The following is a 24,141-nucleotide window of genomic DNA, read 5'->3' on the forward strand; positions in this document are numbered from 1 at the left end:
CCTTATATTCTTCTTGTGTATATAATACATTATAACATTTTTCGGAGTGTATCTATGAATATTTTATCATCCCTTTTATTATGTACTGCTATGAATATGGATACTCTTAAATATTCATCTAATCAAAAAAATAAAAACTGCAATTTTACTTTTTTTAAATGCAGCATATTATTTCCTTCAATATTTACTACTTTTATAACTTTTCTATCATTTTGTCTTGGAATACTCATAAATTCATATTTCACTAAGAATTTAAGCTGGATATTTGGAGCTGTTCTCCTTGGATTTATTGGAGTATATTATTTAATCGAACATATACGAATAAAAATGTATAAGGATGGTTTTGACACTTCTCATTACGTTGAAAACTTTAAGAAATATAAAGAAATAATTGAAGATAAAGATTTATGCTTTCACTCATTTTCATTGAAAAATCTCATAAACATTTCAATAGGATTAAGTATTAATAATATATGGCCATCAATTGCTGGAAGCCTTGCGGGTATATCAATATCCCACTTATTAGTCTTCAATTTTATTATATATATATTTTTTTATATTATTGGATCATTATTTTATTACACAAAAACAATTAGATTTTTATCTTTCAATTACTGCCTTATCACAAGTATATTATTACTACTCATATCATTATTACAATTTTTCTATTAATCTTCATTATTTAATTTTAGTACTTTATTGAATTTCAAAATAATATTAATTACACAAATTTATTTTTTTACAAAATAATCTAAATTTATACTTGTAGATATTTCATAATTATAATTTTATATGATTTGATTCAATATATAGTATCTATATTTATTTGATGTATACTATATATTGAATTGAAATTTGCAATTATGCAAATATGAAAAATCCTCACTAACATGAAATTTTTCATTTATGTTTTTAATAAAAATTTTGATTTCATATTACACCATATATTATGTTGTAATATTTCATATGAAACATACCAATTTTCAAAGATGCTTTATCTCAAGATTATCAGCATCAATATAAAATCTATCACCCATAGGAATGCTTAAACTAGGAAGATAATGCCCACAAGCCAGATTCATTATTGTTGGTCTATTCTCTGGAACTATAATATCTTCAAAAACCTCTTTCAGAGTAAGGCTTCTTCTAATGTCACTTGCAGAGCATCCTTTCCACATTCCTAAAACTATACCGCATGCATCTTTAAACTTATTTCCCATTTTTAACTGCATAAGCATCCTATCTATCTTATAAGGCGGTTCATCAACATCTTCAAGAAACAATATTTTACCTTTTGTATCAATTTCATATGGAGTTCCCATTAAAGATGTTATAACAGAAAGGTTTCCACCTGTAATTTTCCCATAAGCTTTTCCTCCTACTAAACATTCCATTTTTATATTAGTTGGATTTAATATGTTATAACTGATATTTCTTTGAAATATATTATTTTTAAAAGATTTTAAAGTATAATCATCTGATTTTTTATAAAATTCTGTACATACCATAGGAGTATGAAATGTTGTCATATTACATCTTTGATTTATTGAAATATGAAGTGCTGTAACATCACTATATCCTGTAAATATTTTAGGATTTTTCTTTATATTTTCAAAATCAATCAAGTTTAATATTCTGGAACATCCATATCCTCCCCTTAATACAAATATTCCTCTTATTTCTTTATCCTTGAACATACTATTAACATCATAAGCACGTATACTGTCATCTCCACATAAATAGCCATAAGTTTTATAAACACTTTTACCAAATTTCACTTTAAGTCCTAAAGATTGAATCCATCTTACTGCCGGCTCAATTCTCTCTTTTTCAGGAGGTCCTGATGTACCTATGATTCCTATAACATCATCTTTTTTTAAAGGTTTTGGACGTATCATATAAAATCTCCTTTAGCACCGCTTTCTATTAATTTATTCTTGTATTTATGAAAAATATGCATAAAAATATTCAGCAAATTATAGTCAATTATAATCTGCTGAATATTTTTAAGAATTTATATATGACTCTAACAAATTGTCTGCCTCACATTCTGATATTTTTTTAGATTGAACTATTTCATCGATAAGTATCTTTTTAGTATTTCTAAGAATCATCTTTTCCATAGAATTCAAATTGTGTATTGACTTCAGTTGTGTTAGATTATATATTATCTCAAGCTGTTCCTTCAATGTTCCTGATTTTATCTTGCTTGTATACATTTCATTTCTTTCCTTATAATTTGTTTTTGCAAGTTGTTTTATGTCTTCTAAAGTTTTTCTTTTATTGTTAAGATTATAATCCAAAGTCTGTGAATCACTTATAAGCCGTATATTAGATGCTTTTAATCTACTTAAGGGAAGTGATAATTTCATTGTATTATTAATAAGATGAATTTTATAATACTTTTCTTTTATTCCATTAAACTCCTTTTCTTCAATTACATCTATAATTCCAACTCCTTGATTTGGATAAACTATCTTATCACCAATATTGAAATCATGCAAAACTTTCACCTCTTTATTAAATATTTCCTTTAATCGTATTTTTTACAAATATGCTATAAAATATTCATTTATTATTAATTATATTTATCTTTAGTCAATATATATTTCAATCAATAATGTATAACAGATAATAAAAGATAAAATCTTAGCAGAGATTTCTTTAATTATTATGTAGTTTTATTGTTAAAACATATATAATAATCATCTTTATAAATAAAATCAATATACAGCATAGAATAACAAATATACTATATATTGATTTTAAAAAGATACCTAACAATATTATTTAGTGCATCATAATATATATTATATAATAACAAAATTTTTATTTATCTGAACTTCTTTTTGTCTCTTCACTATAGCATATTATAGGTGTTCCATCTTCAATATTTTCAAATATTGTTTTTGCCAAATATTTAGGCATGTTTACACATCCATGAGTTCCATTATCTACATATATGTTACCTCCAAACGAACTTCTCCAGCTTGCATCATGAAGCCCTATATTCCCATTAAAAGGCATCCAATATGAAACATCTGAACTATATCCATTTCCTTTTAAAGTAGCTCCCTTTTGTTTATAGTTTAATCCATAAACTCCTAAATGTGTGGGTGTATTTTTACTTTTACATCCTGTAACTACATCACCTTCAATTAATAAATTACCATTTTTGTAAAACCAAACATGCTGACGTGTTATATTTACTTCAACATATGTATCTCCAATATCATTTTCACTTCTTGAAACAGCTTTTTGAGAATATAAAGGTTCTTTAAATATATTCTGACCTTTTTCTATATTATTAATTAATTCTTTTATTTCATCTCTTCTGTTTATCTTCCACCCATAATACCCCCCTTTTACAATTACAGTTTTTCCTACACTGCTTTCAAATCTTCTTCCTATCCCTATGGTATCATATTTTTTTGAAAGTTCTTTTATATATTCTTTTACAGCACACTCATCTATATATGGCTTCATATCTTCGCTTATGTGAATCCATTTAGATATAACTGTTCCATCAACCACTTCAACATTTTCACCAAATAAATATACTACTTTAGATGATACATATTTATCCATAATGTTTTTTGCTTCTTTTACTTCTTCAGAATCAGCAGTATATTGCGGTTTTTCATAACACTGTTCATTTTCAATATCAATCTTCTTTTTTCCGATTTCTAATGCTTCCTTTATAAGATTGATGAATTTTTCATGATTTATTTTATTTCCTTGAACTTCTTTTAAAATTATATAACTCCCATCTGTATATTGAAACTTCGGATTTTCAGGTTCTACTATATCTGATTGATTTAAAGAATTAAGATTATTTATCCTACTTTCAAGTATGTCATCATCATATGAGAATAATTTTACATTCTTAAAATCATTATTATAAATTAATGCTGATACCCATTTAAATGGTTTCTGTTTCTTCTTTATATCATTAATTTTACTATCACCTTCATACCTGAGATTTATTTGATTACAATCTATTTCATCAGTCAGACCATTTCTTCCACTGATCATCAAACTATAATTCCCAATATTATTATAAATTTTATCTTTTGCACCTTCTATTGTTTTACATGATATATTAATTCCATCTATAGATGTTCCTATAAAAAAATGATTTTTAAAATACGCACATCCTAAAAAATATATAAAAATTATTATTATTAAAAATATCCCACTCAATCTTACGCTTTTATCTTTAATAAATTCCTTCATCCCATATTTACATCCTTTCAAGCAAGTTTAATGATTATTATAAATGTTTTATTTCCACTACTATGCTTATGTTAAAAAGGATGTATTTAAAACTTAAAATAAAACAAACCTGAAAAATCCAACTTTCTCTCAAGTCAAACTTTTCAGGTTTCAAATTTATTCTTTCATACTTATTATTGACACTTTCCATCCCATCCAAGAGTATATCCATCAATAACTCCATTTGTGACCATTGCACCATATTGATTTAAATAATACCATGAACCGTTATACTTAATCCAGCCTTTCTGCATTATTCCATCTTCATTTAAATAATACCATAAACCTCCATCTTCAATCCATCCTGTATGCATGTTTCCCCATTGTCCTACATAATAATATGATCCTTCAACTTTTACCCAATTTGTAGCCATAATTCCATCATCTTTTAAATAATACCACTTACCGCCTACTTTACACCATGATGATCTTACCATGTTTCCTAATCCATCATAAAGACTATAAGTACCATCAGCATTTTGAATCCAACCTACATTATATCTGTCAAGATCATCATCTTCATTTTCAACTTTCTTGATCTTATTAGATTTAACTACTTCGTCCGACTTATCCGCTTCTGTTGTTTGTTCACTTAATTGAGTATCATTTCCAGATAAATCTATAATTTCTTCTGCAAAAGCAACAGCTGGTACAGCTGATAACAACATACTTAATCCCAAAATCATAATATTTCTTTTTAACATAATATCCCCCTTAACACTCAAAACATAAATTTATATTACGTATTCGTCAAATACTTTTTTATCATTTCCTCTACAATCATAATACTAATCATAATATTCATTATATCAAATTTAACCATATTATGAAATAATTAATGACATAAAATATGTGTTATACTTTTGCTTTACTATTTATGAATTAAATTACTAATTGCTATATTTCTACATTTTTGAATTACAAACTTATACAATTCAATTTGTACATAATAATATTACTCAACATTGCACTATATATAGATTTATTTTTAATATAAATAATCCTAACTATCACACAATAATGATTATTTAAATTGAATATAAATTTTGAAAAAACATATAATACTAAAATAATAAGTTTAGGTACATTTAAATGAAAAAAACAATTTAACCTAAAACAAATATGGAGGATATATTATGAACAGTAAATATATTGATTTATTTCATAAACTAATAGACTCATACTACAATGGAACTTTTGAGGAGACTTTATCTAAAATAATGGTTTGTCATGAAAAATCTCCTCAAGAAACATTTAAAATCTTAACATCTCTTTGTGGTGTAGACGTAAAATTTGATAATAACTATATATTCAACTTAAAAAAATCAATTTGTACATATTCTACAAATAACAAAATAGTAAAAAAGCTTAATTGTTCAGGCATCAACTGTGCAAAGACTGATAATAAATTTTCATGCGAATCTGCATGTCCATTTAATGCTATAAAATATGATAGTAATAATAAAACAACATATATAGATTATAAATCATGTATAAATTGTGGATTATGTATTGATTCATGCAAAAAAGGCCGTATTCTTGACAAGGTTGAATTTATTCCTGTAATAAACCTTTTAAAAGAAAATAAAACTGTAATTGCTGCTGTTGCTCCCTCTATTACAGGCCAGTTTGGAGATAATATAACAATGGATATGCTTAGAGAAGCCTTTATAAAAATAGGTTTTTCAGATATGATTGAAGTTGCATTTGCTGCCGATATTCTTTCTGTAAAAGAAGCATGTGAATTTAACAGTCACATAAATAAAAAAGAAGATTTAATGTTAACCTCATGCTGCTGCCCAATGTGGATAGGAATGCTTAGAAAAGTGTATTCTCCATTAATAAATAATCTATCTCCTTCTGTTTCACCAATGATTGCTGCTGGACGTGTAATAAAAAAATTAAATCCTCAAGCTAAAGTAGTTTTTATAGGTCCTTGTGTAGCAAAAAAGGCAGAAGCAAAAGAAAAAGATGTTGCTGATGCAATTGATTTTGTATTGACATATAAAGAATTAGATGAAATATTCAATGCTTTACAAATAAATCTTCTTTCTTTAAAAGGAATACCTTCTTTAGATTATACTTCAAGTGGGGGAAGGCTTTATGCCAGAAGTGGTGGTGTCTCTATTGCTGTATGTGATATAGTTAAAGAATTATATCCTGAAAAATTTAAATATTTTAAAACTGCAAAGGCCGAAGGTGTTAAAGAATGTAAAGAAATTCTGCAAAAAGCTATAAACAAAGAGATTAATGCTACTTTTATTGAAGGCATGGGATGCATAGGCGGCTGTGTAGGTGGTCCTAAAACTCTTATTTCTTCAGAAAATGGCAGAAAGGCCGTAGATGAGTTTGCTTCCGATTCACCTATAAAATTTCCTTTACATAGTGAAACATTAATTAAAGTTTTAAAAGATATAGATATAAATTCAATAGACGATTTTTTAAACAAGAAAAATATGCTTATATTTGAAAGAAATTTTAATGATAATAATTGAAGATTTTCAAGTGTTTAAAAAAATTTTTTTGTAAACTTTCTTTTGACCTATTCTATCACTAAAGAAATCTGAATCTAATATCAATGTCAACACCAGACATAAGCCTTGTAATTTAGTGTTTATGTTGATAAAAGATTCAGATAAACTTTAATTTTCCTTATTTTATTCTGGTTGTTTTTTAGGAAGTATTATTGTAAATTTGCTTCCTTCATTAACTTTGCTTTCAGCAAATATACTTCCATGATGAAGACCTACAATAAGCTTTGTAATTGTTAAGCCTAATCCACTTCCACCTTTAACTTCTCTGTTTGAATCGATAACCTGATTAAATCTATTAAATATGTTTTTTAGATACTTTTCTTCTATCCCTATGCCTGTATCAGTTACCATTATTTTAACCTCATTTTCCATTTCTTCGAGAGAAACTAATATTTTTCCACCTTCATTAGTAAATTTAGCTGCATTATTAACAAGATTAATTATACAACGTTCTATTTCAGTAGCATCACATTCAATAAAACATTCTTCTACTTCAGGATCAATAATCAGCTCTATATTTTTACTTTCCACATAATCTTTAAGAGATAATGCTGTATCTTCTACTATATAAACAATATTATGTTTTCCTATGTCTATATGATAATTTCCATGCTCTATTTTTGATGTGTCAATTAAATCATTTATAAGCTTAAGAAGCCTCTTTACATTTTTATCCATTATCTGCATGTAATGATTAAGTTTTTCTCTTTCAATTCCTTCCTCACTTTTATTTAGCTCATTTATTAACTGTTGTATTGAAGAAAGAACATTTAATGGGGTCCTTAATTCATGTGAAATATTAACAAGATACGCATTCTTCCGCTTCTCCAGCTTAATAACTTTATTTAAAAGTTCTGTGTTTTTATTCATTTCTTCCATTAATTCTTTTGTTCGTTTATTCACCATTTGATCTAATATTTTCATTTTTTCATTTTTTTTCTTCAATATAATTGTTGCTATTGTTATTATAATTACTACACAGATAATTATAAATTTTGCACTTTTCCATAATGGAGGTTTAATTACAAAAGAAAAACTTCCTATATTACTAAAATCACTATTATTGCTTTTTGCAATATTTTTGTAATTAACAATTTCATCAGTGTATATATCTGTTTTGCTTACTCCACCTATAGTTCCATCACACAGACCTCCTCTATAGTCCTCCATCAATGATAAAATATAATTATTTGCAATACTATTCTCTTTATGTGACTCATTTCTATACCTTCCTAATTCATAACCATCATATCTGCATAATCCATCATTAGTTCCAAACCATATATAACCTCTACTGTCTTGAATCATACATTCTACAGGTACTTGAGGTAGACTATATTTCATTGTTATATTTTTAAATACTATGTCATTGTATGCTTTACACTGCACAATATTTATATTCAACGCTATATATACAGCGAAAAACAATGTTGAGATTCTGCAGATTTTTCTAAAAAATCTCTTTTGTCTCATTAAAATTCTCCTTTTATTATAATTGTGATTTAAATCTAATTGATAAATAATACTATTTATATTTATATATAATACCATAACATTCTACATTTTTCTATCTTTTCTTTAAAATTCATTTATTGTTATGGTATTTTTTGTCTTTTGTTGAATATCTTCTCTTTAAATTGTCGATTTTTATTGATTTTATTAATGTGTAATCATTTTGTTTTATAATTAAATTAAATTGCATTTGTTATTTTTTATATAATCGGCTAAAATTTATGTCTGTAGTATTATAAGTAATCCTATAATACTGCTGATAGAATACTTATATTTAAAAATACTCATAAAAAAGAAAGTATTCTTTCATATTTCATAAATCATCAAGAATACTCTCTTATTTTCTATCTATTATCTATTTTTTTAAGAATAATAATTTTCTATTATATTTTTCACCTTTGGAACAACATAGTGACTTCCACCTTTTTCTTTTACATCTTCAATCATCATTGTTATTAAGATTTTATTTTCTTCTTCTGTAGTCATTCCCACAAACCATCCCAATTCTGTTCCATTTGCATCATCTTGACTATTTTTAATTTCAGCTGTTCCTGTTTTTCCTGCTATTTTTAATTTTTCACTATATGCTTGATGTCCTGTTCCTGCAGGATTTTCCACTATTGCCACAAGATCTTTTAAAACTTCAGATGCACTTTCTTTTGACACTGCATTTTCTTTCCATACATCTGTTTTAATATTATCAGTCATAAATAAATGAGGTGCAATTATGCTTCCATTATTTAAAAACATTGTATACATAGATGTAAGATGTATAGGATTAACCATAACCTCTCCTTGTCCATATCCTGTATCAGCAAGCTGTACACCTTCTTTTATGCCATCGCTGTTTGAATATTGAGAATTATACAGTGAAAATTCAAAAGGTATTTTTTCACAAAAACCAAACTCTTTAAGTTTTTCTTCCAAAAGACTGCTACCAATTTCAGTTGCAGCCTGAGCAAAATATATATTATCAGAATAAACAAGAGCTTTTTCTAGATTTACTTCTTCAACATCGCTTGTTCTTGTCACATAATAATCTCCAAAACTACTATCCTTCTGCCATGAAATACCTTGAATTTTATTTACTTTTTCTGGATCTATTATTTTGCTGTCTACGCCTATTGCAGCAATTATAGGTTTAAATGACGAGCCTGGAACTGCTGTTCCTTGAAATCTATTATATAATGGCTTATTTTTATTATTATTTAAATTATTCCATTGTTCATCTGACATTCCAAGTATAAAATCATTTGGATTGTAAGAGGGTGTACTCGCCATTCCTAAGATTTCTCCAGTTTCAGGATTCATTGCTATTGCACATCCATTATCATTTCCAAGCTGTTCATTAAGCTTCTTCTGAATATTTATATCAATTGTAAGTTTCAAATCCTGTCCATTTTTAGCTTCTTTACATAAAAGTTCACTTTTCTTTTCTCCTTCATTACTCTGTATATATATTTCCGCTCCATCAATGGCTCTAAGTTGTTCTTCATACATCTTTTCAAGACCGCTCTTTCCAATAAGTGATTCTGATGTATATTCCTTTCCTTCATTTTGCTCAAGTTCTTCAGCATTTATAGATTGAACATATCCTGTTATGTGTGCTGCCTGTGCTCCATATGGATAATTTCTCGAATCTTTATCCTTTATCATCACACCTGGAATCTTCAATAACTCCACTATTCGTTCATCTCCATAAGGAATATCTTTTATAGGAATAAACATATCATCTGTAACATATTTTTCACTTAAGGATTTATTTATACTTTCAGAACTGCATTTTAACATAGATGCAATCTTATTTATATTTTCATCTTTATTTTGTCCCAACTTTCCAGGCACTATGCCTACATTAGAAAGATAAGAATCAGTAGCAAGAACATCACCATTTCTATCAAATATATTTCCACGACGACCTTTCAATATTTTTACCCTCACTTTATCACTGTCATCCAGATCCGGAAATATATTTTTAGACGACCATCTTATGGTATACCCTTTGCCAAGTTCATTTGATATTTTTACACTATTATCAAAATCCATGTTGCCAGCTAAAGTATTCATTTTTGTATTATAATCAATAATTGAATAATTATCAGACTTTGATATAGAATTAATATTTATTTCAATATTTTCTGCTTCAATTCCTTCATATATATTTTTATTTCTTGCGACAAAATCATCTCTACTTATTTTGGCATGTGTAGTACTATCTAAAAGATCATACATTTTATCATATTCTTTGTTTTCAAGAAGCTCAACATATTCCATCCATTTCTTTTCAGGTGTGTGTATCCTATTATAGACAATATACATCGCTCCGCATATTATTAGTGGTATTATTACTATACCAAATCCAGCTATCATATAAATATTTTTTTTATTATCCATAAAAATAACTCCTCCTGTTAACAAAACATCAAAGCAAAAACAAATAAGCTATTAAAACAAGAATTAACCTTTTATTTTAATAGCTTTTCTACTTTGTAATAAAATAGTAAACTTTATACACTTATTAAAACTATATATCATGTTTAGGAGATTTGTGCACCTTATTTATAGCTTTTGTCACTTCAACTACTACAGTTGTCTCGTTCTGTTGATCCATAGACTTGACTTTAGTCATAACTTCACCAATCTCAGTTGTAACATAAAGAGGTTTTAAATTATTTAATGCAATTGCCATCATGTCATTTCTACATTTGTCACATTTACATCCATTACTATCTTCTAATAATTTGTCCAAACATTCCTTTACGATTATTTCCATACAATTAACAATTTTTTTCATTTCTTATCTCCCATCATAAACTCAACATATTGCTGAATTCTAATTATTTTACCTTTTATACCTTAAAGTTATATTAATATTATATTACATATTAGTATATTTTTACATACCTTCATAATTAATATTACAAAAATTTTAATCCATATCCATATTTATATCAAAATATGTCCCTTTTCATTTTTAATTTTGCCATTTCAATGATCTTCTCTCGTGAATTAAGATTATTATTTTTAATTATTTTGTCCAATAAATAGTTTAACATAATCCCTATATTTTTTCCATTTATTATTCCTATCTTAATAAGGTCTTTTCCATTAATGTCCATTTGCTGTATAGAAAAACACTCATTATTTAATATAATTTCATTATACATCTTTTGAACTTCAATTAACTTGCTTTTCTCTTTTTCATCACAAATATATTCTGCATAAACATATCTTATTTTTATTAGATCTTCAACTAAAATTTTCCCCATAATATTTAATGCTTTTTTTATATCTATTTTATCTTCTAGCTTAATATTATAATACATAATCAATGTTTTTACTTTCTTTATAGTATTCTTGTCATATTTTAAAATTCTCAATATATCCTCTGCTTTATCTGAAGTTTCACTCTTTATTGAATTATTATATATTTCTTTTTCTATAAGATTTTCTTTTTCACATGTATACTCATCTATTAAATTCACACAATTAAGAATTACAGCAATCCTTAAATATATCTCACTGTCAACTTTGTCAGCACATGACAAACAGCATTCATAAATGCTCTTATTTTTATATTTATAATTCTTTAACTTTCCATATCCTTCTATAATATAATCCAATATACCACAATTATTAAGCATATCTATTCCTTTAGGATTTTTTAGTATTATTTTATTAAATTCTTCTCTTATTCTTTCTTTTGATATATTTTTAATATTTCCACTTAAAATTTCTATAGACTTGAAAACATTCTCATCAATTTTAAAATCAAGCTGCACTGCAAATCTTACTGCCCTAAGCATTCTTAAAGCATCTTCTTCAAATCTTTTTTCAGGTTCTCCCACTGTTCGTATAATTTTATTTTTAAGATCTGAAACTCCTCCAAAAAAATCAATAAGACCTTTTTCATCATTATATGCCATAGAATTTATTGTAAAATCCCTTCTTGAAAGATCTTCTTTTATATCGGTTACAAATTGTACCTCTTTGGGATGCCTATTATCTTCATATTTCCCATCTTTTCTATAAGTTGTCACTTCATACATTTCGTCATTTATCACAACTGTAACAGTTCCATGTTTTAAACCCGTCAATATTACTTTTTCAAAAATAGAAGCAACAACATCTGGCTGTGCATTTGTAGTAATATCATAATCATTAGGTTTTCTTCCTAATATTAAATCCCTTACACATCCTCCCACCATATATCCTTCATATCCATTTTCATATAAAACATCAAGAATATATTGCACATCTGATGGAATTTTTAAATTATAATTCATAAATATGCCTCTCTTCTTTATGTCATTTAAAAGGGTTTTAAAGCAAACTTTCTAAAAAGTTCTTTAAAACCCTCAAATCAAAAATATATTAATCATCCGCTACATTTTTATTGTTTATTGAATACACATTATAATTCTTCCATATCTGTTCAAGATTAGAAAACGTATCTGATATGCTCTCTTTCTCTCTCATTCCTACAGCTATTATAAGCGCATTCACAACTGAAAGAGGTGCTACAAGCGAGTCTACAAATGAAGCCATATTGCTTTGAGCTATTAGTGTATAATCTGCTTTTGTTGCAAGAGGTGATAAAAGACTATCTGTCAAAGCAACAACTTTCGCTCCCCTGTCCTGTGAAAATTCTAATGCATCTATTGTCTTTGCAGCATATCTTGGAAACCCTATCCCTATGACAAGATCTCCCTCTCCTACATTTATCATCTGTTCAAATACATCAGAAATTCCATAACTCACAACTTTAACATTCTGAAGTATTATATTCAGATAGAAACCTAAAAACTCAGCAATGGCAGTAGAACTTCTAAGTCCTATTATGTATATTCTCTTTGCTTCAAAAATGCTTTTAACTACATCCTGAAATGTATTTTGATTTATTTTTTCAAGAGTTGCCCTTATGTTTTCCATATCTGCTTTTAATACTCCTTTAAGCGCATCTCCATCTGAAAAATAATCATTTCTAAGTTCAAGTCTCTGAACTGTTGTTAATTTATTTTTTATAAGTTCCTGAAGAGCTTTCTGTAGTTTGGGATATCCTGAAAACCCTAATTCTATAGCAAATCTTACAACTGTTGATTCTGAAACCCCCACAGCATTTCCAAGTTTAGCAGCAGTCATAAATGCTGCCTTATCATAATTTTTCAATATGTACTCTGCTATAAGCTTCTGCCCTTTACTCAGTCTTATAAATTTTCCTTGAATTAACCTCATTAAATCTCTGCTATTTTCATTATTTAAATCATCCATACCTTGCCTTCCTAATAACTAATTGAATACTATATAAAATAATTCTATCATTATTATTAAAAATATTCAATAAAATGAGTAGTATTTCCATTTATACAAGAATTTCATGCAAGTTTTTAAAATTTCACTTTCAATTACTGTAAAATTGACTCATATAATTAATTATTTTTTTATAACGACTTTAAATATTGCAATTCTTCTTTATTTAATTCTCTATACTCTCCTTTTCTTAACTGGCCAAGTCTTATATTTCCTATAGATACTCTTTTTAAAGATACAACATCATGCCCTAATACTGAACACATCCTTCTTATCTGTCTATTCTTTCCTTCATGTATACATACTTCAATAGTAGATATATCTCTTCTGCGGCTATATTCCAGCATTTTTAATTTTGCAGGTGCTGTAATGTATCCTCCAATGTCAATTCCATTTTCAAATTTTTCTTTATCTTCAATAGAAACCTCACCTTTTACAAGTGCAACATATTTTTTATCTATTTCAACTCTAGGATGTATTATCCTGTTATAAAGTTCTCCATCATTAGTCATTATTATAAGACCACTACTATCATAATCCAGTCTTCCCACTGGAAATATTCTTTCTTCTGTTTTTACTATATCTATTACTGTTTCTCTTCCCTTTTCATCTTTTACAGTTGTAACAACACCTTCTGGTTTATTGAGAATTATGTATACTTTTTTTTCTTCTTTTTTTATTATCTTTCCATCAAGTTCTACTATATCTTTGGATGCATCTACTTTGCACCCAAGTTCTTTAATTACAATTCCATTTACTTTTACTCTATTCTCAAGAATAATTTCTTCACATTTTCTTCTTGATGCAATTCCACAAGCTGCCATATATTTTTGTAATCTTTCTTCCATTTTTTTCTCCTTATTATTTATTTGGTAAATATCTTATTATTCTAAAAACATTAATTCAAATTATAAAAATACATTTAATAATAAAATTTCAATAACTATTATATATAACTTTATATGTATTTTACAATTACCAATTGATAATTGAAGATTTTTCATATTAGCATAAATGCAAAACCCAGCTCAGCATATAGTATATATTAAATAACTGCATACACTATATCTTGAGCTAAATCATATAAAATTATAATTATGAAATATCCTCAATTAAATATTATATTATTAAATATTAAAATTTCTTGATAATTATAGTTATTTCTCACTTAGATAAAAAACTGCCGTTGAAAATTCATATCTGCTATACAGGTATTGTAAAAAATACCTGTATAATATAGCAAAAATCAATTTTTATACGACAGTTCATTTCATATTATACAATGTACCTCTTAATAATTCTTTCTCCATATTGAAGGACTGAACATTATTAACATTGGATATATTTCAAGCCTTCCTGCAAGCATACAGAAAGATAAAATCAATTTACTCAAAGATGAAAAAGCCGAAAAGTTTCCAGCAGGACCGACCATCTCAAGTCCAGGCCCTATATTACTCATTGTTGTAATAACACTTGTTACAGTTGTCAAAACATCAAAATTATCAAATGAAATTATAAATATAGCAATAAGACTTATTATTATATATGCTCCTATAAAAAGAAATACTCCATGTATTATTTCTTCATCTATTGCTTTACCATCTATCTTTACACTATTTATTCTTTTAGGATGAACTATTTTATTTATTTCACGTTTGATCGCCTTTAAAATTATTACAATTCTTACAGTTTTTATTCCTCCTCCTGTAGACCCTGCCATTGCTCCTACAAACATAAGCATTATTATTATCATTTTACTTAAAGTAGGCCAGAAATTATAATCAACTGTAGCAAATCCAGTTGATGTGATAATTGAAGATACCTGAAATGCTGATTGTCTTATTGAAAGCATTATATCTCCTCTATTTAATTTCAATATATTAAAAGTTATAAATATAAATGCACAAAATATTGTTAAAAGATAATATCTTAATTCTTCATTTTTTAAAAAACCTTTTATATTTCCTTTAAGGATTTGAAAATATAATGCAAAGTTTATACCAAATATAATCATAAATATTGTTATTATCCACTCTATCAAAGGACTATGAAATGCAGCTACACTTTCATTCATATTTGAAAATCCACCAGTTCCCGCTGTTCCCATTGCATGTATAAGTGCGTCATATAAATTCATTCCTGCAAACATAAGAAATAATGCCTCGACTATTGTCAATACAAAATATATTAAATATAATATCTTTGCAGTTTCTTTTATTTTAGGAACAATCTTTCCTGGAGAAGGTCCTGGACTTTCTGCCTTAAGAAGATGTATTGAATTACTCCCAAGAGACGGAATTAATGCAAGCATAAATATAAGAAATCCCATTCCTCCTATCCAATGAGTAAAATTTCTCCAAAACAGTATTCCTCTTGGAAGTCCTTCTATTTGTGTAAGTATTGTTGCACCTGTTGTTGTAAATCCTGATACTGTTTCAAAAAATGCATCAATAAAATTTGGTATTGCTCTACTGATAACAAACGGAATAGCTCCTATGACTGAAATCATTATCCACGCCAATCCTACTATGAGAAAACCTTCTTTTGCATATATAGCTTTTCTTTCTGCTTTTATACAGCTTAATAAATGTGCAAGGGGTACTCCTATTATCATTGTTATAAAAAATGCTTTTGCGTCTCCATCTCCATAATATAAAGCTATAAGAAATGGAATAACAAGAAGAGCTATCATATATTTTATTACATTTCCAAGTATACGTAATACAACTCTATAATTCATTCTTTCTGCCACCTCCAGCAAATATGCCGCTTAGACTTAAAAGATTTCCATTTTTTGTGACAACAACTACTCTATCCCTAGGTTTTAATACATCATCACCACTTGGAATTATTGTTTCTCCATTTCTCACAATAGTTGCAATGAGGCTGTCATGTCTAAAATTAAGATTTTTGAGTTTTACATTTATATATTCTGTGCTTTCCTTAACAATAAATTCAATTGCTTCAGCTTTCTCATTACATATCTTATATACATTTTCTATAGGACATTTCTTCATGTTTTTTATTGTCCTTACATATTTTATTATTTTGTTTGCAGTAACCAGTTTAGGATTTATTGTTGAATTAATTCCTATTGTTTTAGCAATTTCATTATAATTATCCCTTGTTATTTTAGTAATTATATTTTTAACTTTATTTTTGGAAGCAAAAAGTGCTGCAATTAAATTATCTTCATCTCTTCCTGTTAATGTTATAAAACTGTCAACCTCTTCAAGACTTTCAGATAAAAGCAGTTCCTGATCAAGGCCATCTCCATTTATTATTACAGAATTGGGAAGAAGTTCTGTAAGTTCTTCACATTTGCTTAAATCATTTTCTATAACTTTGCAATGAACACCTGCTTCATTTATTATCTTAGCAAGATAATAGCTTATCTTTCCTCCTCCTATAATCATAGAACTTCTAACTTTCTTTCTATATTTTCCAAATCTTTTGAACATATCCTGTATATTTCTATGCTCCCCAATTACATACGCTCTATCTGATTTTTGAAACACATAATCTCCTTTGGGTATTATCATTTCTCCATTTCTTTCAATTCCACAAAAAAGGATATTTCCTCTAAGATACGTAAGTTCTGAAATCATTTTCCCAACAAGCCCTGTATCCTCAGAAATATCAAATCCAATCATATTTACCTTTCCATGAGCGAAATTATCAATACTGCATACTGAAGGATATTTTATTAATTTTGATATTTCAACAGCAGCTGCTTTTTCTGGGTTTATCACAAGATCTATTCCTACTGCCTCTGTAAGAAGTGTAATATCTTCATCATAACCAGGATTTCTTACTCTTGCTACAGTATGTTTTGCTCCGAGTTTTTTTCCTGCTAATGAGCAAAGCATATTTAATTCATCACTATTTGTAACAGTTATAAGAAGATCTGCTTTATCTATTCCTGCTTCGTTTAAAACTTTTAAACTCGTACAATTTCCCTTTACACACATTACATCTAAATTATTATTTATTCGTTCTAATGCATACATCTTATTATCAATAATAGTTACATTATCTGCTTCATCAGAAAGGTTTTTAGCTATGGCATAACCAACTTTTCCTGCTCCAACTATAATAATATTCATTATGTTTTCTCCTCATATTTAAACATTGACTTAAATTTCACATAACATATTATACATTAAGTGCTATATTAACTCAAAGATATTCTTTTCCTTGTGGTCTTGTTTTATAAATTTGTCTGCACATATCGTTTTTTTTCATTCTTTTATTTGTATTTTCATATTTATTTTTGTTCATTTATATACAAATTTATACGTTCATCTTTGCAACTCTATATTTATAACTAACTGTAGAACTTTCATAATTATATGCATATTATATAAAAACAATATTTTGAAGGTATGAAATGATATACATCCTGGATATCAAACAATGTAAATTCTTAGGCAAAGGACATGAAGGTGCTGTATATCTCACCCCGGAAGGTTATGCATTAAAAATTTTCTATAAAAAGAAAAAAGCAAAAAATGAAGTTTCAATACTTGAATTCGTAAAAGGAAGTCGTTTTTTTCCAAAGGTTATATTTATTGCAGGAAATATGATTTTGCGGGAATATGTAGAAGGAATTACCCTATATGATTATCTAAGCAAAAATGGGCTTTCTTATAAACTTTCATGTGAGATTATAGATCTTGTTGAAGAGTTTAAAAATTTAAAATTCAAAAGAATAAATATACGAAATGCTCATATTTTTGTTGATAAATATGAAAATATAAAAGTTATAGATCCTCGAAAAATTTTCAGCAAAAATACTCCTTATCCTAAAGATATAATTAAAATCCTTGTAAAATTGAATCTTTTTGATGATTTTTTAAAAAATGTTGCAGAATACAGGCCAGATCTTCTTCAATATTATGCCGATAGTTACAACTATTATGTATATATGTCTAAAAAAAGCATACACATTAATATGTATACTAATGAAATATGTTCATAAATTAAAGGCTGTTCTTATAAATTTGAACAGCCTTTAATTTGCTAAATATTAATTATTTTTAAACGCGGTTATTTGTATAATTTCATTTTGAAAAGCCTTTAGCAACGCTTTTTCCAATATTTTTTCTGTATCAAAATTTTCAACATCCCTACATTCTGCAAAAACTTTATTAAGTATGCCATTTGCATTTGTATAAGTTAATGTAACATAAGGTTTTTCATATTTTACATCAACAATTTTTAATCCCCATGATATTTGGGCATACTCACCATCAATACTTAAATGAGTAAGACTCTTAAATTTTTCTGTTTCCTTATTAGGATCATTTACTATTATCAATTCATCTCCTACTTTGTATTTCGACATATTCTTCCTCCGTAAATATATTTATAAGTGTTATCATATAACTATGATGTATAATCAATTTAACATAAATCTATGTTTTTATCTATATTTTTATTTTAATTAAATAGACTGACACTTTTTATTTATATATACGCATTGATTTTTTATTGTTAATTATGAATAACTTTATATTTCTATACTATATTATTAAGTAACTTAATATTATTTTTCATCCTTTAAATATCCTGCAATATTAAATGCATGATCTGAAATTCTTTCCAAATTACTTATTATATCCATAAACAATACTCCACTTTCAATATTACACTCCTTATCAAGCAGCCTTGATATATATCTCTCACGTATATCTTTTTCTATAAGATCTACTTCATCTTCATATTTCAATACTTCTGAAATAAGCTCTGCATTTCCTGTTTTTCGTGCTTCAATTGATGCATTAAAAGACTTTATTACCATTTCATTCATTCTCTTTAATTCAGCAATTACTTTTTCAGAAAATTTAAGATTATCTTTTTTCATGGTTTCTGCAAACTCTGCTATATTTTTCGCATGATCTCCTATACGTTCAAGATCATTTATAGTATACAGGAAATTCTTTACAAGTGTATGCTGTGTGTCATTAAGACTTAAATTATTAATTTTTACAAGATATGATGCTATCGATTTCTCATATCTATTTATTATAACTTCATTTTCATACACTTTCTGTATATCCTCATCTCTTCCATACATAGCAGCTTTTATTGACAATTCAGTATTTTCACATGCAATAGTACCCATTTCATTTATTTCTTTCAAAGTAGTTTCAAGTGCAAAAGAAGGTGTTTTCATTATTCTATCATCAAGATGATTTTCAAAACCATCAACTTCTTTAGTCTTCATTTCATCTTTTCCATCTTTCACTATCATACAAGATGCTTTAACAAGAAAATTGGCTATTGGAAACATTATTACAGTATTAACAACATTAAACACTGTATGAAAAATAGAAATCTGTACACTATCTATTGTTGAACTTGCTAATGTTTTATTTATTGTAAATATTGTAAATCCTGCTACTGCAAATAATATAACTCCAAAGCAATTGAATAACAGATTTATTATTGCAGCTCTCTTGGAATTTTTTGAAGCTCCTATACTCGAAAGAAGTGCAGTATAACATGACCCTATATTAGATCCAAGACATATGTATAAAGCGGCATTTGCAGTAACCACACCATTCATAGCCAGTGTTTGAAGAACTCCTACTGACGCAGATGAACTCTGCATTACAGCTGTTACTACAGCTCCAACAAGTACCCCTAAAAAAGGATTTCCTCCTAGAAGCGCAAATGCTTTAGAAAATATAGGTGCATCTGTATAAGGCTTTATAGAACCAGACATCCAATCAAGCCCTACAAAAAGCAATCCTAATGATATTAATATCTCTCCTATATTTTTCTTTCTTTCTTTTTTGCCAAACATGACAAGAAGTGCACCAATTCCAATCATAAGAGGTGCATAAAAACTTGGTTTCATAATTGTAAAAGCTTCTCCAAGCTGCCCTGCTGATACTATCCATGCTGTAATTGTTGTACCAATATTGGCACCCATTATAACTCCTACAGTCTGAAAAAGATTCATAAGCCCTGCATTTACAAAACCGATAACCATTACAGTAGTTGCACCTGAACTTTGTATAATTGCTGTTATAAGTGCACCAACAAGTATTCCCATAAAACGATTGTTAGTAAGAACACCCAAAAGATGTTTCATCTTATCTCCAGCCGTCTTTTGAAGTCCTGATGCCATCATCTGCATCCCATAGAGGAACATACCTAATCCTCCAATAAACTGGAACAACATCGAAAAATCATTAAAAGTCATAACTTTCTTCTCCTTAAATTCAGAAAAACTCATCTGTCCTATAGACTATATTTTTAATCTATATAACTCATCAATTTTCTATTATACGACAAATATTTATTTTATTCTATATCTTTATTACTTTTGTATATAATTTTCTAACTTAACCGTATAACTCAGTTTTAATTTCTTTTTCTGAATACACCTATTCTCATATCTACAGTTATATCCAGTTTGTCATACTTTTCTAATTTTTCTTTATTTTCTGGAGTTGATTTCCAATAATGAGGAGTCATCTTCAAGAGACTTGTAAATTCTTCATTATTTAGATGAAGTTTATATGTAACATTTACTTCATTGATGTAATCATCTTTTTCACTATCAGGTTTATATACCTTATCATTAAGATTTACCACTGAATAAATTATATTTCTAAGTTCTATAAGGTGATTCACTCTCGGAAGAACTCTTACAAAAATCCCATCTTTTTTAAGAACTCTATTTATTTCATCAATATCGATTGGGCTAAATACAGATAATATGCAATCTATAGAATTATCCTCTGCTGGTATATGATAATTATTTGCTACTGCAAAAAGGCATTCTTTTTCACTTCTTGAGGCATATTTAACTGCCTCTTTCGATACATCCATTCCATAAAAGTCACATTTTATATTATTTTTCTTTATGCTTTCCTTTAAATTGGTAAGATAATATCCCTCACCACATCCTACATCTAAAAAATTAATCTTTTCATTTGAGCCTTTAAAATACTCGCATATTGTTTCATTTATTTTATCACTTACCTTTTTGTAAAAACCTCTTCTTAAAAATTCAACTCTGGAAAGAACCATTTCCTTTGAATCCCCTGGATTTTTACTTCTTTTCATATTGCTTATTAAAAGATTTACATATCCTTGTTTTGCTATATCATATGAATGATTATTAATACATCTGAATGTCTTCTCTTCACTATTTTTACATAAATGTTTATTACAAATTGGACATGTTAATAAAATTTCATCATTTAAACCTTTCATAATATTACAACTCTCTCTTTCTTCCATTCTATGAACTATATATTCATTTGCATAATTACTTAATTAATATACACTTTTTCTTTAATGTTAACAACATTTATGTACTCATTATCTGATTTATTTGTATATATTACATTATTTTTTTATTATATATGCTCAATTAACAAATATATAGTTGACAATCTAATGATGAAATCTTTACAAGGTATCTTTAATTATTAACTGTTTTTATTGTTTAAAACAAATAAATAAAGTATTTTTTAAATTGGTTTAAATTGTCAATTCATTGATTCATATAAAAAAGAAGCTGCAATACATAAAAACTTAAACAAATACACAGAAAATTTCTGTATCATAATTTAAAATTTATAAATATTCAGCTTCTCATATTTATTTTTTCTTCTTTAAATATTTAAATGTAAGCATTGTTATATCATCTGTTTGTTTTTCCCCCTTACAGAATTTATCAATGTCTTTTCTCACCATAGGAATCATTCCATATATGTCTATATATTTCATACTTTCTTTATTGAGAACTTCTTTTAATTTTTCCATTCCATATAAATTGCCAAATGAATTCATTGCTTCTGTAACTCCATCAGTATAGGCAAAAAGCATATCATTTTTTCTCAATTCAATCTCCTGTTTTTCAAAATCAGCATTAGGAATTATTCCAAGTATACAATTATTTTTTATATTTATATATTCAAATTTTCCAAAATCATGTTTCAATAAAGGAGGGGTGTGGCCTGCATTTACATATGTTAGAATCCCTTCTTTAAGATTTATTATTCCAAGAAATGCTGTAACAAACATAAGTGCTTCATTATTTTCACAAAGTTCATTATTAACTCTTCTTACAACTTCCCTTATATCAGAGGAAGATGCAAAGGCATTTTTAATAACACTTTTTGCTGTCATCATGAATAATGCTGCTGGTACTCCTTTTCCTGATACATCTGCAATTACAAACGCTAATTTGTCTCCAAAAAGATAAAAATCATAAAAATCTCCACTTATTCCTTTTGCAGGCCTCATATTAGCAAAAATCTCAAAATCATCTCTTTGAGGAAATGCAGGAAAAATATTAGGAAGAAGAGATGATTGTATTTTGGTTGCTGCCATAAGTTCTGCTTCAACTTTCTCTTTTTCAAGAGAAGCTTCTTTAATATTCTTTACATATTCCTGTATATCCGACATCATTTTGCAGAAAGCTATAGACAATTCTTCTATTTCATCCCCAGTTTTTATTCCTTCACATGTTTCCTTAAGTTCTTCAACATCTATTTTTTCATTTTCACTTTTTGAAAATGTAGTTACAACATTAAACAATATCTGTAGTGGTACTGTTATTGTATTTTCAACATATTTTAATGCTATTATTGCTAATGCAAAAACAAAGTAACTTACAAGACTTATTGCAAGATAAACCTGACTGTCTCTTTCTGCATCCAAATAATTTTTAAGCGATATATATCCCAAAAAATATAAAAGAAATATCAGTACTATAACAAACACCAAAAGCCCTATAGTTACTTTTCCTTTTATTGAAAATGCACCTCGTATTTTCGATATTTCAACAGCATTATCTTTGTTAACAATTGGACTTGCAAGAAACATTACTAGACATCCATATGAAAGCAGCAGCATTATAATTGATATATATTTTCCATTATTAACCGAATCATTTTTCAACAAAATCATTCCACATAAAGAAAAAATTCCAATTGCATAAACAATATATTCATAATGAAAATTCTTTAATAAATTTGACTTTGTCTTTGGTATATGAGGACGTATTTCAGTAGTAGAAAATATGATAAGTACTATTATTCCTATTATGCACTGAAAATTATAGTTATTGAAAAATTCTATAAAAATCATTTTGAGATTAATTTTATCGTTTGTAATAATATGAAATGATAATTTTGATATAAACATCATTGATGCAGAATCAATAAACACAATGTATGCATAACGAAGAATTCCACCTATGTCATCCAAATTAGGTATTTCACATTTTTCTTTTATATTAAATGTATACCATAATTTATAAGGTATATAACCATATGCAAAATATGATACAAATTTTATAAACAGCAATCCTGGTTCAATCTGTCCCTGCATTATAGATGCACATATCTCTCCACATGCACATGCTAAAGCACCTGCAGCTCCAAAATATAATCCAAAAACTGGAGGAAAAACATTTTCCATTTTTATTTCTATTATACTAGGCAAAAAACTACTTATACTGCGAAATATGAAGGTCCCTGTC

The 24,141-nt window shown here is 27.3% G+C and carries 18 protein-coding genes; 2 read left to right on the forward strand and 16 right to left on the reverse strand.

Annotated elements, in window-relative coordinates; genetic code table 11:
• Positions 1-983: 983 nt before the first annotated feature.
• From Q0F58_RS09150 to Q0F58_RS09165, 4 genes are all read right to left on the reverse strand, one after another.
• Positions 984-1,898, reverse strand: a complete 915-nt coding sequence (locus Q0F58_RS09150; RefSeq protein ID WP_294375366.1) for an LD-carboxypeptidase — start codon at positions 1,896-1,898, stop codon at positions 984-986.
• Positions 1,899-2,006: 108 nt separating this feature from the next.
• The gene (locus tag Q0F58_RS09155) at positions 2,007-2,504 is read right to left on the reverse strand and encodes a CarD family transcriptional regulator (RefSeq protein WP_294375369.1); all 498 of its coding nucleotides are present in this window, start codon (positions 2,502-2,504) and stop codon (positions 2,007-2,009) included.
• Between the two features lie 325 nt (positions 2,505-2,829).
• Positions 2,830-4,236, reverse strand: a complete 1,407-nt coding sequence (locus tag Q0F58_RS09160) for a L,D-transpeptidase family protein (RefSeq protein ID WP_294375371.1) — start codon at positions 4,234-4,236, stop codon at positions 2,830-2,832.
• A 173-nt stretch (positions 4,237-4,409) separates the two neighbouring features.
• Positions 4,410-4,979: a hypothetical protein gene (locus tag Q0F58_RS09165; protein ID WP_294375374.1), complete on the reverse strand. Its 570-nt coding sequence runs from the start codon at positions 4,977-4,979 to the stop codon at positions 4,410-4,412.
• A gap of 432 nt (positions 4,980-5,411) precedes the next feature.
• Between Q0F58_RS09165 and Q0F58_RS09170 the strand changes: the two genes are divergently transcribed.
• Entirely contained in the window at positions 5,412-6,770 is a 1,359-nt protein-coding gene (locus Q0F58_RS09170; RefSeq protein WP_294375379.1) for a [Fe-Fe] hydrogenase large subunit C-terminal domain-containing protein, read from the forward strand.
• Positions 6,771-6,932: 162 nt separating this feature from the next.
• On the opposite strand, the gene Q0F58_RS09175 is transcribed toward Q0F58_RS09170, so the two are convergent.
• The 8 genes from Q0F58_RS09175 to trkA form a co-directional block, all read right to left on the reverse strand.
• The gene (locus Q0F58_RS09175) at positions 6,933-8,282 is read right to left on the reverse strand and encodes a sensor histidine kinase KdpD (protein ID WP_294375381.1); all 1,350 of its coding nucleotides are present in this window, start codon (positions 8,280-8,282) and stop codon (positions 6,933-6,935) included.
• Between the two features lie 402 nt (positions 8,283-8,684).
• Complete coding sequence (locus Q0F58_RS09180) at positions 8,685-10,715, reverse strand: penicillin-binding transpeptidase domain-containing protein (protein ID WP_294375384.1); 2,031 nt, start codon at positions 10,713-10,715, stop codon at positions 8,685-8,687.
• A 130-nt stretch (positions 10,716-10,845) separates the two neighbouring features.
• Positions 10,846-11,115, reverse strand: a complete 270-nt coding sequence (locus Q0F58_RS09185) for a late competence development ComFB family protein (protein WP_294375387.1) — start codon at positions 11,113-11,115, stop codon at positions 10,846-10,848.
• Positions 11,116-11,272: 157 nt separating this feature from the next.
• Entirely contained in the window at positions 11,273-12,607 is a 1,335-nt protein-coding gene (locus Q0F58_RS09190; RefSeq protein WP_294375388.1) for a CCA tRNA nucleotidyltransferase, read from the reverse strand.
• Positions 12,608-12,695: 88 nt separating this feature from the next.
• Positions 12,696-13,592 (reverse strand): MurR/RpiR family transcriptional regulator, encoded by an 897-nt coding sequence (locus Q0F58_RS09195; RefSeq protein WP_294375390.1) that lies wholly within the window; start codon positions 13,590-13,592, stop codon positions 12,696-12,698.
• A 170-nt stretch (positions 13,593-13,762) separates the two neighbouring features.
• Positions 13,763-14,479 (reverse strand): pseudouridine synthase, encoded by a 717-nt coding sequence (locus Q0F58_RS09200; RefSeq protein WP_294375394.1) that lies wholly within the window; start codon positions 14,477-14,479, stop codon positions 13,763-13,765.
• A 443-nt stretch (positions 14,480-14,922) separates the two neighbouring features.
• Positions 14,923-16,371, reverse strand: a complete 1,449-nt coding sequence (locus Q0F58_RS09205) for a TrkH family potassium uptake protein (RefSeq protein WP_294375397.1) — start codon at positions 16,369-16,371, stop codon at positions 14,923-14,925.
• Positions 16,361-17,737 carry a Trk system potassium transporter TrkA gene (gene trkA / locus Q0F58_RS09210; RefSeq protein WP_294375402.1) on the reverse strand — a complete coding sequence of 459 codons (1,377 nt, stop codon included), beginning with the start codon at positions 17,735-17,737 and terminating at the stop codon, positions 16,361-16,363. The genes Q0F58_RS09205 and trkA overlap by 11 nt, the downstream gene beginning before the upstream one ends.
• 284 nt (positions 17,738-18,021) lie before the next feature.
• On the opposite strand from trkA, the gene Q0F58_RS09215 reads away from it, so the two are divergent.
• Complete coding sequence (locus Q0F58_RS09215; protein ID WP_294375405.1) at positions 18,022-18,612, forward strand: serine/threonine protein kinase; 591 nt, start codon at positions 18,022-18,024, stop codon at positions 18,610-18,612.
• A gap of 48 nt (positions 18,613-18,660) precedes the next feature.
• Here the strand turns inward: Q0F58_RS09215 and Q0F58_RS09220 are convergent, their stop codons facing one another.
• From Q0F58_RS09220 to Q0F58_RS09235, 4 genes are all read right to left on the reverse strand, one after another.
• Complete coding sequence (locus Q0F58_RS09220; protein ID WP_294375407.1) at positions 18,661-18,978, reverse strand: hypothetical protein; 318 nt, start codon at positions 18,976-18,978, stop codon at positions 18,661-18,663.
• A 201-nt stretch (positions 18,979-19,179) separates the two neighbouring features.
• Entirely contained in the window at positions 19,180-20,844 is a 1,665-nt protein-coding gene (locus Q0F58_RS09225; protein WP_294375409.1) for a Na/Pi cotransporter family protein, read from the reverse strand.
• Between the two features lie 161 nt (positions 20,845-21,005).
• Positions 21,006-21,863 carry a putative RNA methyltransferase gene (locus Q0F58_RS09230; protein ID WP_294375411.1) on the reverse strand — a complete coding sequence of 286 codons (858 nt, stop codon included), beginning with the start codon at positions 21,861-21,863 and terminating at the stop codon, positions 21,006-21,008.
• A 390-nt stretch (positions 21,864-22,253) separates the two neighbouring features.
• A partial coding sequence (locus Q0F58_RS09235) for a PP2C family protein-serine/threonine phosphatase (protein WP_294375414.1) occupies positions 22,254-24,141 on the reverse strand: 1,888 nt, incomplete at its 5' end.

The organism is uncultured Clostridium sp., from assembly GCF_934754915.1.
In the GTDB taxonomy this organism is placed as follows: domain Bacteria; phylum Bacillota; class Clostridia; order Clostridiales; family Clostridiaceae; genus Clostridium.

Bases quoted from the DNA above. Each gene is read 5' to 3' on its own strand.
- Q0F58_RS09170 (WP_294375379.1), top strand. From the start codon at position 5,412: ATGAACAGTAAATATATTGATTTATTTCATAAACTAATAGACTCATAC.
- Q0F58_RS09225 (WP_294375409.1), bottom strand. From the start codon at position 20,844: ATGACTTTTAATGATTTTTCGATGTTGTTCCAGTTTATTGGAGGATTA.
- Q0F58_RS09165 (WP_294375374.1), bottom strand. From the start codon at position 4,979: ATGTTAAAAAGAAATATTATGATTTTGGGATTAAGTATGTTGTTATCA.
- Q0F58_RS09160 (WP_294375371.1), bottom strand. From the start codon at position 4,236: ATGAAGGAATTTATTAAAGATAAAAGCGTAAGATTGAGTGGGATATTT.
- Q0F58_RS09180 (WP_294375384.1), bottom strand. From the start codon at position 10,715: ATGGATAATAAAAAAAATATTTATATGATAGCTGGATTTGGTATAGTA.
- Q0F58_RS09185 (WP_294375387.1), bottom strand. From the start codon at position 11,115: ATGAAAAAAATTGTTAATTGTATGGAAATAATCGTAAAGGAATGTTTG.
- Q0F58_RS09215 (WP_294375405.1), top strand. From the start codon at position 18,022: ATGATATACATCCTGGATATCAAACAATGTAAATTCTTAGGCAAAGGA.
- Q0F58_RS09230 (WP_294375411.1), bottom strand. From the start codon at position 21,863: ATGAAAGGTTTAAATGATGAAATTTTATTAACATGTCCAATTTGTAAT.
- Q0F58_RS09190 (WP_294375388.1), bottom strand. From the start codon at position 12,607: ATGAATTATAATTTAAAAATTCCATCAGATGTGCAATATATTCTTGAT.
- Q0F58_RS09200 (WP_294375394.1), bottom strand. From the start codon at position 14,479: ATGGAAGAAAGATTACAAAAATATATGGCAGCTTGTGGAATTGCATCA.
- Q0F58_RS09150 (WP_294375366.1), bottom strand. From the start codon at position 1,898: ATGATACGTCCAAAACCTTTAAAAAAAGATGATGTTATAGGAATCATA.
- Q0F58_RS09205 (WP_294375397.1), bottom strand. From the start codon at position 16,371: ATGAATTATAGAGTTGTATTACGTATACTTGGAAATGTAATAAAATAT.
- Q0F58_RS09195 (WP_294375390.1), bottom strand. From the start codon at position 13,592: ATGGATGATTTAAATAATGAAAATAGCAGAGATTTAATGAGGTTAATT.
- Q0F58_RS09175 (WP_294375381.1), bottom strand. From the start codon at position 8,282: ATGAGACAAAAGAGATTTTTTAGAAAAATCTGCAGAATCTCAACATTG.
- Q0F58_RS09220 (WP_294375407.1), bottom strand. From the start codon at position 18,978: ATGTCGAAATACAAAGTAGGAGATGAATTGATAATAGTAAATGATCCT.
- trkA (WP_294375402.1), bottom strand. From the start codon at position 17,737: ATGAATATTATTATAGTTGGAGCAGGAAAAGTTGGTTATGCCATAGCT.